Below are 15,383 nucleotides of genomic sequence, written 5' to 3'. Positions count from 1 at the left end.
GCCCCCGCTTCACCCTTCGGCTTGCCGGTAAACGATGGTGGTGCTGCCCACGACGATCCGTGAGCCGTCGCGGAGCGTAGCGCGGGTGGTGTGCTGTCCGTCCACCACGATGCCGTTCGTCGACCCCAGATCCTGGACGGTCGGCGGTGTTCCGACCCGGATTTCGCAGTGCCTGCGGGAGACACCGGGATCGTCAATGCGCACGTCAGCGTCGGTACTGCGGCCCAGAACCAGGGTGGACCGGGAGATCTGGTGGCGAGTGCCATTGATCTCAATCCAGCGCCGGGTCTGACCCTGCGGCTGCGGGCCGACGCCCGCGCCTCCGCTCCGGGCTCCGGGGCGGGCGGCGGGAGGGGCGCTGGGCATGGGCGGCGCGCCCGCGGGCTGCGCGCCCGCGGGCTGGCCGTAGCCGCCCGGGCGCTGCTGCGGTGCTCCGCCGCCGCGGGCCGGGGCCTGCTGGGCCGCCGCCGGGCTCTGGGACTCGCTGGAGGCCAGGGTCCGGCTGCGCACCCGGTACAGGCCGGTGTCGAGGTCGTCGGCCTTCTCCAGGTGGACCTTGACGCCGCCCATGAAGGTGTACCGCTGCTGCTTGGCGTACTCGCGGACCATGCCGGACAGCTCGTCGCCGAGCTGCCCGGAGTACGGCGCGAGCCGCTCGTAGTCGCCGGTGCTCAGCTCGACGATGAAGTCGTTGGGGACGACGGTCCGGTCCCGGTTCCAGATGGTCGCGTTGTTGTCGCACTCGCGCTGGAGCGCGCCCGCGATCTCGACGGGCTGGACCTCCGACTTGAACACCTTGGCGAAGGTGCCGTTCACGAGACCCTCGAGACGCTGCTCGAAGCGCTTCAGTACTCCCACGGGGCACCTCCTTCCTCAGTCGTGCTCAGTGTCGTCCTGGTACTGCTTACTGATCGTATCCACGCGTCGGGAAATCGGGTGGTTCCCCTTCCTGGCCCTGCGGAGCAGTGTCACCTCTCACAGGATCGTAGAGGTGCCCTCTGGACAGTGTCCCGCAACCGCGACGGAGCCCCTCCGCGCGGGGGCTCGACAACGAGTGTGAATCCACCCTGCCCAGCGTGCTAGTGTTCTGGATGTCGGAAGGCGCCGCAGCGAACCGGACCGAAAGGCCCGCGGAACAGGCGGTGAGCGGAAGACAAGCACCCATGCGCGGGTGGCGGAATAGGCAGACGCGCTGGATTCAGGTTCCAGTGCCCGAAAGGGCGTGGGGGTTCAACTCCCCCCTCGCGCACCAGTCGGAGCGGGCCTCTCCGGAGTGACGAAAGTCGCTCGGAGGGGCCCGCTTCGCGTTATGTGGCTCTCCTCGGTTCCGACTCGAGTTCGGCTTGATCCACTGCCACTTCGGCTTGATCCACATCAGCCTTCAACGGCTCGGCCGGGACGTCGGTTTGGACTCCTTTTGGACAAACGGAAGCGGGGCCTCCCCGGGTGGGGCGGCCCCGCGGTTCCGCGGCCGGCCGCTGATCAGGCGGCGAAGCGGGAGGCGAGCGACTTGGCCTTCGAGGCGACGTCCTCGTGGGCCTTCGCCTTGGAGGCGTCCGACAGCTCGACCAGCTCGGCCATGGCCGGGTTGCTGCGGGCCAGGGTCAGCTCCGGCACGACGAACTCGACGTCGAGGCCCAGCGCGTCCTTCAGCGCCTTCTCCAGGTAGGTCGTGACGAACTCGTAGCTCTCCCGCGGCGTGCCCGGGCCGTAGCCGCCGCCCCGGCTGGCGACGACGATCGCCGGGGTGCCCGAGGTGGAGGTCTGCTCGGCGCCGGAGGTGCGGCCCATGATGATCACGTGGTCCAGCCACGCCTTGAGCGTGGAGGGGATCGTGAAGTTGTACATCGGGGCGCCGATGAGGACCACGTCCGCCTGCTCCAGCTCACCGGCCAGGGTGTCGCGCAGCGCGAAGGCGGCCTGCTGCTCGGGGGTGTGGGCCTCGGCGGGGACGAATCCGGCCTGGGCGGCGAGACCGTCGAGGTGCGGCAGCGGCTCGGCGGCCAGGTCGCGGTAGATGACCGTGCCGGTCGGGTGCTGGGCCTCCCACTCCTTGCGGAAGGTGGCGGTCACCGCGCGGGAGGCGGAGGCTTCGCCGGGGAAGACCGAGGTGTCGAGGTGAAGAAGTGTGGGCATGGAGGTGCCTCCGTGGACAAGGCGCTCCACAAAGGAGCGGTGGTTTTCTACGTACCTACGATTGGCACAGTAGCTTACTTTTCTGCAGTACCGAACGGGAACGCAGTATCGTGTATTCCATGGCGGACGGAGGTGGGCGCGAGACCCACGGCGAGCACGAGATCCACGACGAGCACGTGTGCAAGCAGGTCGACGGCAAGATGACCCGGGTCTTCGAGCTGTTCGGCAAGCGGTGGACGGGGCTGATCGTGGCCGTTCTGACCCAACAGGGGGCGTACTTCGCGGAGTTGCGACGGGCCATCCCGGGCATCAGCGAGCGGATGCTGTCGGACCGGCTCACCGAACTGGCGGCGGCGGGGCTGGTGATCCGGGAAGTGGACTCCGGGCCTCCGCTGCGGGTGGCCTACCGGCTGACGGAGGCGGGGAAGGCGCTGGAGCCCGCGCTGAAGGAACTGGGGCGGTGGGCCGAGGACCATATGCCCGAAGGCGGTGGCTGTCCGGACCAGTTCCGGCCCTGAGCAGGGACTTCGCCGGACTTACCGGAGTTATCCACAGGCCCTGACGGGATCTGGGTGATCGGGGGTACGGTGCTGGTCGGTCGACGGTGAGCCGCCGTCGGCAGTGAGCCGCCGTCGGCGATGCCGGTGACGGCGATGCTGGTGACGGGCGAAGAACGAAGCGGGGGCGTGATGGCTGACGGCACGGGTGTGGGCGGGGCGGCCCGGCGGCTGCCCCAGGTCCCGGGGTTCGCCGCCTGGCGCGGTGAGGGCCCCTCGCCCCGGCAGGAGGGGAAGGCGCTGCGGAAGCGGGTGCCGCGCTCGGCGCACGCCGCGCTGCCGTCCCCCGGCCCCGGGCGGCCGGACGCGGTCGCGGCGGTCGAGCGGTCGAACGCCGGGCGGCTGCCGGAGCTGACGCCGATACGGGTGGGGCGGATGATCGAGAGCCCGTTCTCCTTCCTCCGCGGTTCGGCCGGGCTGATGGCGCACGACCTGGCGGGCACCCCGGTGACCGGCGTCGGCGCCCAGCTCTGCGGTGACGCGCACGCCGCCAACTTCGGGCTCTACGGGGACGCGCGCGGCGGTCTGGTCATCGATCTGAACGACTTCGACGAGACCGTCCACGGTCCGTGGGAGTGGGATGTGAAGCGGCTCGCGGCCTCGCTGGTGCTGGCCGGGCGGGAGGCCGGTGCCGACGAGGGCACCTGCCGGTCGGCCGCCCGCGACGCGGCGGGCGCCTACCGGCGCACGGCGCGGCTGCTGGCCAAGCTCCCGGCCGCCGACGCGTGGAACGCGATCGCGGACGAGGAGCTGGTCTCGCACACCGACGCCCGGGACCTGGCCGGGACGCTGGGGCGGGTCGCCGAGAAGGCCCGGCGGAACACGAGCGCGCGCTTCGCCGCCAAGGCCACCGAGGCGGTCCCCGGGGACGGGGGCTCCTCCGGGCGGCCCGTGGCCCGGCGCTTCGTGGACGCGCCGCCGGTGCTGCGGCGGGTGCCGGACGCCGAGGCGGTGGCGGTCGCGGCGGCCCTCGGCGACTATCTGGGCACGCTGCCCGAGGACCGGCTGCCGCTGCTCGCCCGCTACGAGGTGCACGATGTGGCGTTCCGGGTCGTGGGCACGGGCAGCGTGGGGACGCGTTCGTATGTGGTGCTGCTGCTCGACCACCGGGGCGAGCCGTTGGTGCTCCAGGTGAAGGAGGCCCGGCCGTCCGCGCTGCTGCCGCATCTGGGGCGGGCCGGTTTCGAGATACCCGAGGTCGTCCACGAGGGGCGGCGGGTGGTGCTCGGCCAGAAGCGGATGCAGGTCGTCAGCGACATTCTGCTGGGCTGGACCACGGTGCGCGGGCGGCCGTACCAGGTGCGGCAGTTCCGCAACCGCAAGGGGAGCGTGGACCCGGCGGCGCTGGCCGCCGACCAGATGGACGACTACGGGCGGATGACGGGCGCGCTGCTGGCGCGGGCCCATGCGCACAGCGCGGATCCGCGGCTGCTCGCCGGGTACTGCGGCAAGGGGGAGGAGCTGGACGAGGCGATGGCCGACTTCGCGGTGGCGTACGCGGACCGTACGGAGGCCGACCACGCGGAACTGCTGACCGCGGTGCGCGCCGGGCGGATAGCGGCCGAGCCGGGGGTGTGAGGCTCGGGGCCCGAGAGAGGCCCCACGTAGGCTGAGCGGGTGACGAACCGGGAAGCGCAGCAGCAGGCACAGCGGGCGGTGCCCGAGGCGGAGCCCCAGGGGGAATCCCGGGCGGCCGCCGAGGCACAGTCCGAGCAGGCACGTTCCGAGGAGGCGCGATCCGAGGAAGAGGCACGGTCCGAGCACGCGGGATCCGACGAAGCACGGTCCGAGGAACCACGGTCCGAGGAAGAGGCGCGGGCCGCCGAGCGTCTTGAGCGGGCGGTGCGGGCGGCCGAGCAGGCGCTGATCGAGTTCGAGATCGCGGTGGAGACCTTCCGGGTCGAGGTGGAGAACTTCTCCCGGTTGCACCATCAGCGGCTCGGGCCGATGTACTCCCGCCTGGACGAGCTGGACGCGCTGATCGCCGAGGCGGTCGCGGCGCGCACCGGCGATCCGGAGGACCAGCGACGGGCCCGTGAGGCACGCGGTCTGGTGCAGCCGATGCCCGGTGTGGAGGAGCTGTTCCACGGCTGGATCGACTCGGACGGACTGTCGCCGGAGGCGTCCGCGATGCTCACCGAGCAGCCGGTGCAGCCGCCGCCCCGGGTGCGGCCGAGCGAGGAGGCCCGCCGGATCTACCGGGACCTGGCCCGCAAGGCGCATCCGGACCTGGCCGAGGAGGGGGCCGAGCGGGAGCGGCGCGGTGAGTTCATCGTGCGGGTCAACGCGGCGTACGCGGCCGGGGACGAGGCGGCGCTGCGGGCGCTGGCCGAGGAGTGGGAGGCCGGTCCGCCGCCGCCCGAGCGGCGGGCGAGCCGCAGCGAGGAGCTGTACGCCCGGCTGGAGTGGCTGGCCGAGCGCAAGGAGATGCTGGCCGAGGCCGCGAACGAGCTTGAGTCGAGCGCGATCGGCGCGATGATCAAGATGGCGCCGGAGGATCCGGACCGGCTGCTGGACGAGATCGCCGAGCAGCTGATCGCCCAGGTTTCCGAGAAGGAGGCCCAGCTCGCGGAGCTGGCGCGGTAGTAGGTTTGCCGGGCTGCCCATGTCACTGGGCCGCCCATGTCATGTGAGAGGTGTGTGTGATGCATTTTGCCCAGCTTCCCCAGGTGGAGGCCGCGGCGGTGCCGGCCGATGGCTTTCTGCTCGACGTCCGGGAGGACGACGAGTGGGCGGCCGGGCATGTCGAGGGCGCGCTTCACATCCCGATGAGCCAGGTCGTCGCCCGGTTCGGCGAGCTGACCGAGTCGGTCGATGAGGGGCGCCGGGTGCATGTGATGTGCCGGGTCGGCGGGCGGTCCGCGCAGGTGACGCAGTATCTGGTCGCCCAGGGCCTGGACGCGGTGAACGTGGACGGCGGGATGCTCGCCTGGGAGGCGTCCGGTCGGCCGATGGTCGGCGGCCAGGACGGCACGGCCGACGGCGCCTTCGTGCTCTAGGGATACCCCTACTCTGTCGCGGGTCGCCTCAGGCGAGGGGGTGGGCGGCGAGGAGTTCGCCCAGCTCCTCCTCGTGGGCGGCGGCGGGGCCGAGCGACAGCTCCAGATGCTTGGCCCAGGCGTGATAGCGGTGCAGCGGATAGTCGGTGACCGCGCCGAAGCCGCCGTGCAGATGCTGCGCGGTCTGGACGACCCGGCGTACGCCGTCGGCGGCCCACATCTTGGCGACCGCCACGTCTCCGGCGACCGGCAGCACCCCGTTCGCCGTCGCGTCCGTGCCCTTCTCGTCCGTGCCCTTCTCGTCCTGGGAGAGCCGCCAGGCGGCCTGCCACAGCGTGGCCTCCATGGCCCGCAGATCGATGTACCGGTCGGCGGTCTGGACGGCGACCGCCTGGAACGTGGCGAGCGGATGGCCGAACTGCTCACGGGTGGATGTGTAGGAGCTGGTCAGGCCGAGCACAGCCGTGCCGACGCCCAGGGCCAGCGCACAGGTGCCGGTGGTGAGCAGCGCGCGCAGCCAGTCCCAGGCGCCGTCCGTGTCCAGCACCTCGTGACCGGCCGCCCGGACCGCGTCCAGCCGGACCTCGGCCAGTCGCTCGCCGCTGGTGGACACCTGCCCGTCCAGGCCGATACCCGCCCGGTCGCGGGGGACCAGGGCGAGGAGCGCCCGGCCCGCGCCGGTGTGCGCGGGGATCAGCAGGAGGTCGGCGTCGGCGGCCCAGGGGACGGCGGTCTGCACTCCGTCCAGCACCCAGTCGGCGCCGTCCTGGCGTGCCTGGACGGCGAGTTCGGCCGGGCCGTGGCCGGTGCGTCCGGCGGTGGCCACGGTGAGCACGAGATCGCCGCGGGCGGCCCGGGGCAGCACGGCGGCGCACAGCTCGGGCGCGCCGTACCGCTGCACGGCGAGGGCGGCCGCGGCGGTCTCCAGCAGGGGCACCCGGGCCAGCACCTTCGCGGACTCGCGCAGCACCAGGCACAGGGCGAGGGGGTCGAGCCCGGAGCCGCCGTAGCGCGGGTCGACGATCAGCCCGAGCAGATCGGCGTCGGCGAGCCTGCGCCACAGCGCGCGGTCGATGTCCTCGGCGACGGCGCCGGGGGTGAGGGCGGGGCTGGGCACCGCGTCCGGTGTGGTGGAGGAGAAGACGGCCTTCGCCGCCTCGACCGCCGCCTGTTGCTCCTCGGTGAAGGTGAAGTCCACTGTCCGTCCTCCCGCGCCGCGAGCTTCGTCTGACGGACCGTCAAGATAGAACACGTTCTATAAGAAGGGAACGCCTATAAGGAGGGAACGCCCGCAAGCGGGGAACGTCAGCGGTCGAAGTCCAGCTCCACCCGCTCGCCGACCGGATGGGACTGACAGGACAGCACATAGCCCGCCTCCACCTCGTCCGGCTCCAGCGCGAAGTTCCGGTCCATCCGCACCTCCCCGGAGACCAGGAACGCCCGGCAGGTCCCGCACACCCCGCCCTTGCAGGCATACGGCGCGTCCGCGCGATTGCGCAGCACGGTCTCCAGCAGCGGCTCCCCGTCCCGCACCGGCCAGCTGCCCGACCGGCCGTCCAGGGTCGCCGTCACCGTGCTGTGCGAGGACGCGGCGGCCGGGCGGGGGGCGGGGGAGACGCCCTCACCGGGCTCGCCCGCCACATGGAAGATCTCCTGATGGACCCGGCCGCGCGGCACCCCGAGCCCGCGCAGCGCCTGCTCGGCGGCGCGCACCAGCCCGTACGGACCGCACAGGAACCAGCCGTCCACCGAGGGCACCGGCAGCAGCGCGGGCAGCAGCCCGGTCAGCCGCTCCTGATCCAGCCGCCCGGACACCAGCCCGGACTGCTGTTCCTCCCGGGAGAGGGCGCACACCAGCTGGAACCGGTCGGGCCAGCGGTCCTTGAGGTCGGCGACCTCCTCCAGGAACATCGTGGACGCCGCGGTGCGGTCGCTGCGGATCAGACAGAACCGGGCTTCGGGCTGCCGCTCCAGCAGGGTGGCGGCGATGGAGAGCACGGGTGTGATGCCGCTGCCGCCGACGACCGCGGCGAAATGACCGGGCCTGGGGTCGAGCACGAACCGCCCGGCCGGGGCCATCACCTCCACCACCTCCCCGGCCGCCAGCTCCTTGAGCGCGTACGTGGAGAACGCGCCGCCCTCCACCAGCCGCACCCCGACCCGCAGCAGCTCCGGCCCCTCCGGCCCCGGGGCGGGGACGCAGATCGAATACGTACGCCGGATCTCCGCGCCGTCCGTGAACCGCCGCACCGCGATGTGCTGCCCGGGGACGAAGCGGAACGTCTCGCGCAGCGCGGGCGGCACCCGGAGGGTGACGGCCACCGCGTCATCGGCGAGCGGGTCGACGGCCGCTACCCGCAGCGGATGGAACGCGCCGTGGCGGGGCGCGGTGCTCGGCACCACTTCCGCGGCCATCACAACTCCTTGAAGTGGTCGAACGGTTCGCGGCAGGTCTCGCAGCGGCGCAGCGCCTTGCACGCGGTGGAGGAGAAGCGGCTGAGCAGCGTGGTCTCGGTCGAGCCGCAGCGCGGACAGCGCACCGTCAGCGCGATGGGCACCGGCCCGGACGCCGCGGCCCGCGTCGGTGCGGGCGGCGCGATGCCGGACTCCGCGAGCTTGCGGCGACCCTCGGCGCTGATCGCGTCCGTGGTCCAGGGCGGGGCGAGCACCGTACGGACCTCGACCTCGGCCATGCCGCGGTCACGCAGCACCCGCTCGATGTCGGCGGCCATCGTCTCCACCGCCGGGCAGCCGGTGTAGGTGGGGGTCAGGTCGACCTCGACCCGGCCCGGTGCCGGGACCCGCAGCCCCCGCAGCACGCCCAGCTCGGCCAGGGACACCATCGGCAGCTCGGGATCCGGCACGGATCCGGCCAGCCGCCGCAGCTCCTCCTCGAGCGCGGTGGGGGCGTGGGGCGCGGGCGTCACCACGCCGCCCCCGGGTGGCTGCGGTGCAGATGCTGCATCTGCGCGAGCATCGGGCCGAACGGCTCGGTGTGGATGCCCTGGCGCCCGGCACCGGCTGCCCAGCCATCGCGCCGCGGCCCCTCGGGCACGCTCAGCGTGGCCCGGGTGAGGACGGCGCTGACGCGCTCCAGCCAGGCGCCCTGCAGCGCGGACCACTCGGCCTCGCACCCCTCGACCGGTTCGAACAGCTCACCGGTGAACCGCCACAGCGCGTCCACCCCGTGGCGCATCCGCTGATGGCTCTCCTCCGTGCCGTCGCCGAGCCGCAGCGTCCAGTGCTCGGCGTGGTCGCGGTGGTAGGCGACCTCCTTGACCGCCTTGGCGGCCAGCGGCGCGAAGGGGCCGTCGCCGTGCGCCAGCTCCTCGTACAACAGCTCCTGGTAGGTGGAGAAGTAGAGCTGGCGGGCGATGGTGTGGGCGAAGTCCCCGTTGGGCTGCTCGACCAACTGGACGTTGCGGAACGCCCGCTCCTCGCGCAGATACGCCAACTCGTCCTCGTCGCCGGCGAGGGAGAGCAGCACCCGGGCCTGGCCGAGCAGGTCGAGGGCGATGTTGGCGAGCGCGACCTCCTCCTCCAGCACGGGGGCGTGGCCCGCCCACTCCCCCAGCCGGTGGGAGAGCACCAGCGCGTCGTCGCCCAGGGCGAGGGCCGCGGTCACAGGTGCCGCACCCCCTCCGGGATCTCGTAGAACGTGGGGTGCCGGTAGGGCTTGTCGGCGGCGGGCTCGAAGAACGGGTCCTTCTCGTCCGGCGAGGAGGCGGTGACCGAGGCGGACGGCACCACCCAGATCGAGACGCCTTCCGAGCGCCGGGTGTACAGATCGCGCGCGTTCCGCAGGGCCATCTCCGCGTCCGGGGCGTGCAGCGAGCCCGCGTGGGTGTGCGCGAGGCCGCGCCTGCCGCGGACGAACACCTCCCACAGCGGCCATGCGCCGTCTCCGCTACCGCTCATGCCTGTGCCTCCCCGTGCTTGGCCGCGTACACCGCGGCCGCCTCGCGCACCCAGGCGCCTTCCTCATGGGCCCGGCGCCGCTGGGACATCCGCTGGGCGTTGCACGGCCCGTTTCCCCGCAGCACCTCGCCGAACTCGTCCCAGTCGATCGCGCCGAAGTCGTGGTGGCCCCGCTCCTCGTTCCACTTCAGATCGGGGTCGGGGAGGGCGAGGCCGAGGGATTCGGCCTGCGGGACGCAGATGTCCACGAAGCGCTGGCGCAGCTCGTCGTTGGAATGCCGCTTGATCTTCCAGGCCATCGACTGGGCGGAGTGCGCCGAGGCGTCGTCGGGCGGGCCGAACATCATCAGCGACGGCCACCACCAGCGGTCCACCGCGTCCTGGGCCATGGCGTGCTGGGCCTCGGTGCCCCGGCTCAGGGCCAGCAGCAGCTCATATCCCTGGCGCTGATGGAAGGACTCCTCCTTGCAGATCCGCACCATCGCGCGGGCGTACGGCCCATACGAGCAGCGGCACAGCGGGACCTGGTTGGTGATCGCCGCGCCGTCCACCAGCCAGCCGATGGCGCCCACGTCGGCCCAGGTCAGCGTCGGGTAGTTGAAGATCGACGAGTACTTCTGGCGGCCCGTGTGGAGCTTGTCGAGCAGCTCGTCCCGGCTGGTGCCCAGGGTCTCCGCCGCGCTGTAGAGATACAGGCCGTGGCCCGCCTCGTCCTGGACCTTCGCCATCAGGATCGCCTTGCGCCGCAGCGAGGGGGCGCGGGTGATCCAGTTGGCCTCGGGCTGCATGCCGATGATCTCGGAGTGGGCGTGCTGCGCGATCTGCCGGACCAGGGACGCCCGGTAGGCGTCGGGCATCCAGTCGCGCGGCTCGATGCGCTCGTCCGCGGCCAGGGCGGCGTCGAACACCGCCTCGTAGGCCTCCGCCCCGGCATCCGCCGCCATCGTCGTCATGCGAAGCCCCTTCGCCAGGCCAATAACCTACCGACCGATCGTTCGGTTCAATGGTGTGCCGAGGGAACGTAGGGTGTCAAGCCTGTGGATAACGCTGAGGATGCTGTGCCCGGTGGGCCGCGTCGGTAGCGTGCCGGACGCAGGGACACCCCCTGGGGGCCGTGGGTGCGCGGCTGTCCGGGCCGGGTGCGGGGACCTGGACCATCGGGAGTGGGGCGGGGCATGGCGGTAACCGAGCCGGACGACGAGGCGGCGGAACGGCTCGCCGCGCTCTCACTGCCGTCACAGCTGATCGTCGCGGTGGCGGTCGCCGCCGTCGCGGTCGCCGTGGCCATCCACCTCGGGATGGCGTTCCTGAGCGTTTCGCCGCCCAACACGATCAGCAAGCGGCACGGCGCGGCCATGGACGAGTACACCTACCCGGAGTTCGAGCGGAACTGGAAGCTCTTCGCGCCCAACCCCCTCCAGCAGGACATCGCCATCCAGGCCCGGGCCGAGATCCGCACCCCCGAGGGCGGCCTCGCGACGACCGACTGGACCAACCTCTCCGCCCAGGACGGCGCCGCCATCCACCACAACCCGCTGCCCAGCCACACCCAGCAGAACGAACTGCGCCGCGCCTGGGAGTTCTACGCCGGTTCGCACGACGCGCGGGAACGGCCGACCGGCACCCGCGGCAGCCTCTCCGAGCAGTACATACGCCGGATCGTCATGCTCCGGCTCGGCCCGGAGCCGGAAGGCGGCAGGGTGCAGCGCGTCCAGGTACGGTCCGCGACCACGCCGCTGGCCGCACCGCCGTGGAGCGACGAGAAGACCGACACCAAGACGTACTACCGGACCCTGCCCTGGTGGACGGCGACCGAGGCCGACCTTCCGGAGGGGACGCGCCGGTGACGATATCCGCTGCCCAGGCCGCCCTGGCGCGCGTCCAGACCGCCGTGGCGCGCGGCCACGCCCGCGTCACCGGCTCCGCACTCGGCCCGTACCAGACGGCCGTGGTGCGCATCGGCTTCTCCTTCACCTGGCTGCTCTTCCTGCTCCGCGAATGGCCCCACCGCCGGGAGCTGTACGGCCCCGACGGCCCCTGGAACTGGGACATGGCCCGTCAGCTCATCGACGGCAACCGCGCCTTCACCGCGCTCATGTGGTCCGACAGCGGCCTGTGGTTCGAGACCGTCTACGCCCTCGCCCTCGTCTCGGCCCTGCTGCTCCTGCTCGGCTGGCGCACCCGCACCATGTCCGTGCTGTTCATGCTGGGCGTGCTGGCGCTGCAGAACCGCTCCATCTTCGTCGGCGACGGCGGCGACAACCTCATCCACCTGATGTCGCTCTACCTGGTGCTCACCCGGTGCGGCCAGGTCTGGTCGCTCGACGCCCGCCGCGCCGCCCGCCGCCCGGACGACGGGCGGGAGCCGCCGCGCGATACGACCGGGATCGTGCTGTGGACCGTCCTGGGGCTCGCCCTGGCCTGGATCCAGTTCTTCACCGGCGCCGGACTGTCCCCGACCGCCGACGGCCCGCTGCCCGGCCTCGGCTGGGCCACGGTCCTGTGGGGGCTGTGGCTCGTCCAGGGCGGCTGGTGGCTCGCGTGCCGCTACGCACCGGGGGAGCCGCGCACCGTCCTGGACATGCTCGCCAACCTGGCGCACAACGGCACCCTCGTGGTGATCATGGGCGAGGTGTGCCTGCTCTACGCCTCCGCCGGGTGGTACAAGGTCCAGGGATCGCGCTGGCAGGACGGCACCGCCCTCTACTACCCGCTGCACCTGGACTACTTCTCCCCCTGGCCGTCCCTGGCCGACGCGCTCGCGAGCAGCGGCACCCTGGTGATGCTGCTGACCTACGGCACGGTCGTCGTCCAGGTCGCCTTCCCCTTCACCCTGCTGAACCGCCGGGCCAAGAACGCCATGCTGGTGCTGCTGATGCTGGAGCACATCGGCATCGCCGTCGCGCTCGGCCTGCCCTTCTTCTCGCTCGCCGCCATCGCCGCGGACGCGGTGTTCCTGCCGACCGCCTTCCTGCTCTGGACCGGCCGGAAGGCGACCGGGGTCCGCGACCGGCTGGCCGCGCGCGCCGTCCGCCTGCCCAGGCAGCGGGCGCGGGAGGACGACGAGCGGCCGGACGACGAGCAGCCCGCCCCCACACTCACCGGCTGAGCGGCCGCGCCTGCCCCGGCGCGTCATCCGTCGAGGACGGCCAGCTCCAGCCCGCCCAGCCGGTCCGGGTCGGCGATCACTTCGTACGCGGCGATCCGCTCGGCGGGGCCCGGATCACCGGTGAAGCGCCTGGTCACCGCCCCTGGCACCCGTACGCTGAGGGGATGACTGAGGACCAGGCCACGCGGGCCGTGCGGCAGTGGCGCGAGACGGCCCCCGAGACCGTGCTGCTCGACGGCTTCCATGCGCTGAAGCACGCGCTCCGCTTCGGTGCCGAGGTGCGGGTAGCGGTCACCAGTGACAAGGCCGCCGCGATGGAGCTGGCGACGGAGCTGGCCGGTGACCTCACCAAGGTGATCGCGGACCTGCTGGTGGAGGTGGACGACCAGGCCCTGCGCGCCCTCGTCCCCCGGGTGCACCCCACCCGGGTCGCCGCGCTCGCGGTCCGGCGCGGGCGGCAGGGGAATCTGGACGCCCTGGCGCGGCCGGAGAGGCCCGCGCCGGTCGTCGTCCTGGACAACCCCCGCAACCTCGGGAACGTCGGCGCCGTGGTCCGGCTTGCCGCCGGGTTCGGGGCCACGGGGGTGGTGACCACCGGGGACATCGACCCCTGGCACCCGAACGCGGTGCGCTCGGGTGCGGGCCTCCACTTCGCCACCGCCGTCGAACGGCTGGCGGCCGACGCCCTTCCGCCGGGGCCGCTGTACGCCCTGGACGCGGAGGGGGAGGACATCCGGTCCCTGGTCATACCCGATGACGCGCTGCTGGCCTTCGGCTCCGAGCGGCACGGGCTGTCGCCGGAGCTGCGCGAGCGGGCCACCCGGCTGGTGGCCCTCCCCATGCGGCCTCAGGTGTCCAGCTACAACCTGGCCACCAGCGTGGCCATGGCCCTGTTCCACTGGGGAGGACCCGCCGCGCCCCCGAAGGACCCCGCCTAGGCGGGGCGGCGCACCTCCACCACGCGGAAGCGGCTCGCCACGAACGCCCCGTCGCACAGTGCGGCGTTGGCCGAGGGGTTGCCGCCCGAGCCGTGGAAGTCCGAGAAGGCTGCGGTCTGGTTCACATACACCCCGCCGGTCAGGTTCAGCGACAGCTGGGCGCACTCCTCCAGACAGGCCTCCTCGATCAGCCGCTCCACCTCCGGCGACGTCGTGTACGCGCCGACCGTCATCGCGCCCTTGTCCCGGGTGGTGCGGCGCAGCAGGGCGACCGCGTCGGCCGCCGAGTCGACCGCGACGGCGAAGGACACCGGGCCGAAGCATTCGGAGAGATAGGGCGCGTCCGCGTCCGCCCCCTCCCAGAACTTCCGCGCTCCGTCCGCCTTCACCATCAGCGGCGTACGCACCGTGGCGCCAGGGAATTCGGGGTGGGTCACCTCGCGGGAGGCGAGGGCGACCGCGCCGAGCCCGGGGGCGGCCTCCAGCCGCTCCCGCACCCGCGGGCCCACGATCGCGCCGAGCAGCGCGCTCGCCCGGGCGTCGTCGCCCAGCAGCCCGCCGACCGCGGCCGCCAGATCGGCCACCACCTCGTCATACGACTTGGGGCCCGCGTCGGTGGCGATGCCCTCGCGGGGGATCAGCAGATTCTGCGGGGTGGTGCACATCTGGCCGCTGTAGAGGGAGAGCGAGAACGCCAGGTTGGCCAGCATGCCCTTGTAGTCGTCGGTGGAGTCGATGACGACGGTGTTGACCCCGGCCTTCTCCGTGAAGACCTGGGCCTGCCGGGCGTGGGCCTCCAGCCAGTCGCCGAAGGCGGTCGAGCCCGTGTAGTCGATGATCCGGATCTCGGGGCGCACGGCGAGGACCTTGGCGATGCCCTCGTCCGGCCGCTCGGCGGCCAGCGCCACCAGGTTGGGGTCGAAGCCCGCCTCCCGCAGCACCTCGCGCGCCACCTGGACCGTCAGCGCGAGCGGCAGCACCGCCTGCGGATGCGGCTTGACCAGCACCGGGTTGCCGGTGGCCAGCGAGGCGAACAGGCCCGGGTACCCGTTCCACGTGGGGAACGTGTTGCAGCCGATCAGCAGCGCGATGCCGCGCGGGACGGCGGTGAAGGTCTTGCGCAGCTCCAGCGGATCGCGCTTGCCCTGCGGCTTGGACCAGTCGGCGGCGCCCGGCGTGCGCGTCTGCTCCGCGAACGAGTACGCCACCGCCTCCAGGCCGCGGTCCTGGGCGTGTGGGCCGCCCGCCTGGAACGCCATCATGTAGGCCTGCCCGCTGGTGTGCATGACCGCCTGCGCGAACTCATGCGAGCGGGCGCTGATCCGGGCCAGGATCTCCAGGCACACCATGGCCCGCGCCTCGGGCCCGGCATCCCGCCAGGCGGGCATCCCCGCGCGCATGGCCGGAAGCAGCACATCGAGATCCGGATGCGGATACTCCATGCCCATCTCGGCCCCGTACGGCGAGACCTCGGAGCCCGTCCAGCCGTCGGTGCCCGGCTGGTCCAGCTCCAGGCGCGTGCCGCGCAGCGCCTCGAAGGCGGTCTGGCCCTCGGCGACGCTCAGGCTCGGGCGCCCGCCCTGGCCCTCCCCGCCGTACGCCTTCGGATGTTCGGGGTGCGGGGACCAATAGGCGCGGGTACGGATCGCCTCCAGGGCCTGGTCGAGGGTGGGACGGTGCGTCTTCGTCAACTGGTCTGTGGTGAGTCCGGCGGTCACGGCTGACC

The 15,383-nt window shown here is 72.6% G+C and carries 16 protein-coding genes and 1 tRNA gene; 8 read left to right on the top strand and 9 right to left on the bottom strand.

Features of this window, described 5'->3' with window-relative positions:
- Positions 1–9 precede the first annotated feature (9 nt).
- Complete coding sequence (locus tag ACWC5C_RS27075; protein ID WP_450879410.1) at positions 10–858, bottom strand: FhaA domain-containing protein; 849 nt, start codon at positions 856–858, stop codon at positions 10–12.
- 307 nt (positions 859–1,165) lie between these two features.
- Here ACWC5C_RS27075 and ACWC5C_RS27070 point away from each other — a divergent pair.
- Positions 1,166–1,252: transfer RNA gene (locus tag ACWC5C_RS27070), tRNA-Leu, on the top strand.
- 230 nt (positions 1,253–1,482) lie between these two features.
- On the opposite strand, the gene ACWC5C_RS27065 is transcribed toward ACWC5C_RS27070, so the two are convergent.
- The gene (locus tag ACWC5C_RS27065) at positions 1,483–2,136 is read right to left on the bottom strand and encodes an FMN-dependent NADH-azoreductase (RefSeq protein WP_450879408.1); all 654 of its coding nucleotides are present in this window, start codon (positions 2,134–2,136) and stop codon (positions 1,483–1,485) included.
- Positions 2,137–2,255: 119 nt separating this feature from the next.
- Here ACWC5C_RS27065 and ACWC5C_RS27060 point away from each other — a divergent pair, with 119 nt between their 5' ends.
- The 4 genes from ACWC5C_RS27060 to ACWC5C_RS27045 all read left to right on the top strand — a co-directional run bounded on the left by ACWC5C_RS27060 (position 2,256) and on the right by ACWC5C_RS27045 (position 5,692).
- A complete protein-coding gene (locus ACWC5C_RS27060; protein WP_450879406.1) occupies positions 2,256–2,654 on the top strand; it encodes a winged helix-turn-helix transcriptional regulator in 399 nt (132 codons plus the stop codon).
- A gap of 171 nt (positions 2,655–2,825) precedes the next feature.
- On the top strand, positions 2,826–4,271 hold the full coding sequence (locus ACWC5C_RS27055) for a DUF2252 domain-containing protein (protein WP_450879404.1): 1,446 nt from the start codon (positions 2,826–2,828) through the stop codon (positions 4,269–4,271).
- A gap of 39 nt (positions 4,272–4,310) precedes the next feature.
- Entirely contained in the window at positions 4,311–5,279 is a 969-nt protein-coding gene (locus tag ACWC5C_RS27050) for a hypothetical protein (protein WP_450879402.1), read from the top strand.
- 59 nt (positions 5,280–5,338) lie between these two features.
- A complete protein-coding gene (locus tag ACWC5C_RS27045) occupies positions 5,339–5,692 on the top strand; it encodes a rhodanese-like domain-containing protein (protein ID WP_450879400.1) in 354 nt (117 codons plus the stop codon).
- Between the two features lie 28 nt (positions 5,693–5,720).
- Here ACWC5C_RS27045 and ACWC5C_RS27040 read toward each other — a convergent pair whose 3' ends face one another.
- The 6 genes from ACWC5C_RS27040 to paaA all read right to left on the bottom strand — a co-directional run bounded on the left by ACWC5C_RS27040 (position 5,721) and on the right by paaA (position 10,563).
- Complete coding sequence (locus tag ACWC5C_RS27040; protein WP_450879398.1) at positions 5,721–6,890, bottom strand: acyl-CoA dehydrogenase family protein; 1,170 nt, start codon at positions 6,888–6,890, stop codon at positions 5,721–5,723.
- 107 nt (positions 6,891–6,997) lie between these two features.
- On the bottom strand, positions 6,998–8,107 hold the full coding sequence (locus tag ACWC5C_RS27035; protein ID WP_450879396.1) for a 2Fe-2S iron-sulfur cluster-binding protein: 1,110 nt from the start codon (positions 8,105–8,107) through the stop codon (positions 6,998–7,000).
- A complete protein-coding gene (paaD, locus tag ACWC5C_RS27030) occupies positions 8,107–8,622 on the bottom strand; it encodes a 1,2-phenylacetyl-CoA epoxidase subunit PaaD (protein WP_450879394.1) in 516 nt (171 codons plus the stop codon). The genes ACWC5C_RS27035 and paaD overlap by 1 nt, the downstream gene beginning before the upstream one ends.
- Complete coding sequence (paaC, locus tag ACWC5C_RS27025; protein WP_450879392.1) at positions 8,616–9,317, bottom strand: 1,2-phenylacetyl-CoA epoxidase subunit PaaC; 702 nt, start codon at positions 9,315–9,317, stop codon at positions 8,616–8,618. The genes paaD and paaC overlap by 7 nt, the downstream gene beginning before the upstream one ends.
- Positions 9,314–9,610, bottom strand: a complete 297-nt coding sequence (gene paaB, locus ACWC5C_RS27020) for a 1,2-phenylacetyl-CoA epoxidase subunit PaaB (RefSeq protein WP_385446005.1) — start codon at positions 9,608–9,610, stop codon at positions 9,314–9,316. Before paaB ends, paaC begins: the two co-directional genes overlap by 4 nt.
- Complete coding sequence (gene paaA, locus ACWC5C_RS27015; RefSeq protein WP_450879390.1) at positions 9,607–10,563, bottom strand: 1,2-phenylacetyl-CoA epoxidase subunit PaaA; 957 nt, start codon at positions 10,561–10,563, stop codon at positions 9,607–9,609. Before paaA ends, paaB begins: the two co-directional genes overlap by 4 nt.
- A 222-nt stretch (positions 10,564–10,785) precedes the next feature.
- Here paaA and ACWC5C_RS27010 point away from each other — a divergent pair, with 222 nt between their 5' ends.
- The 3 genes from ACWC5C_RS27010 to ACWC5C_RS27000 all read left to right on the top strand — a co-directional run bounded on the left by ACWC5C_RS27010 (position 10,786) and on the right by ACWC5C_RS27000 (position 13,657).
- Positions 10,786–11,457, top strand: a complete 672-nt coding sequence (locus ACWC5C_RS27010) for a DUF5819 family protein (RefSeq protein WP_450879388.1) — start codon at positions 10,786–10,788, stop codon at positions 11,455–11,457.
- Between the two features lie 2 nt (positions 11,458–11,459).
- Positions 11,460–12,719 (top strand): HTTM domain-containing protein, encoded by a 1,260-nt coding sequence (locus ACWC5C_RS27005; protein ID WP_450879448.1) that lies wholly within the window; start codon positions 11,460–11,462, stop codon positions 12,717–12,719.
- A gap of 164 nt (positions 12,720–12,883) precedes the next feature.
- Positions 12,884–13,657 (top strand): TrmH family RNA methyltransferase, encoded by a 774-nt coding sequence (locus ACWC5C_RS27000; RefSeq protein ID WP_450879386.1) that lies wholly within the window; start codon positions 12,884–12,886, stop codon positions 13,655–13,657.
- Here the strand turns inward: ACWC5C_RS27000 and paaN are convergent.
- On the bottom strand, positions 13,654–15,375 hold the full coding sequence (paaN, locus tag ACWC5C_RS26995) for a phenylacetic acid degradation protein PaaN (protein ID WP_450879384.1): 1,722 nt from the start codon (positions 15,373–15,375) through the stop codon (positions 13,654–13,656). The two genes, ACWC5C_RS27000 and paaN, sit on opposite strands and share 4 nt — an antisense overlap.
- Positions 15,376–15,383: the final 8 nt, after the last annotated feature.

Source organism: Streptomyces sp. NPDC001700 (assembly GCF_053596435.1).
This window is presented reverse-complemented; position numbering and strand designations above follow the sequence as displayed.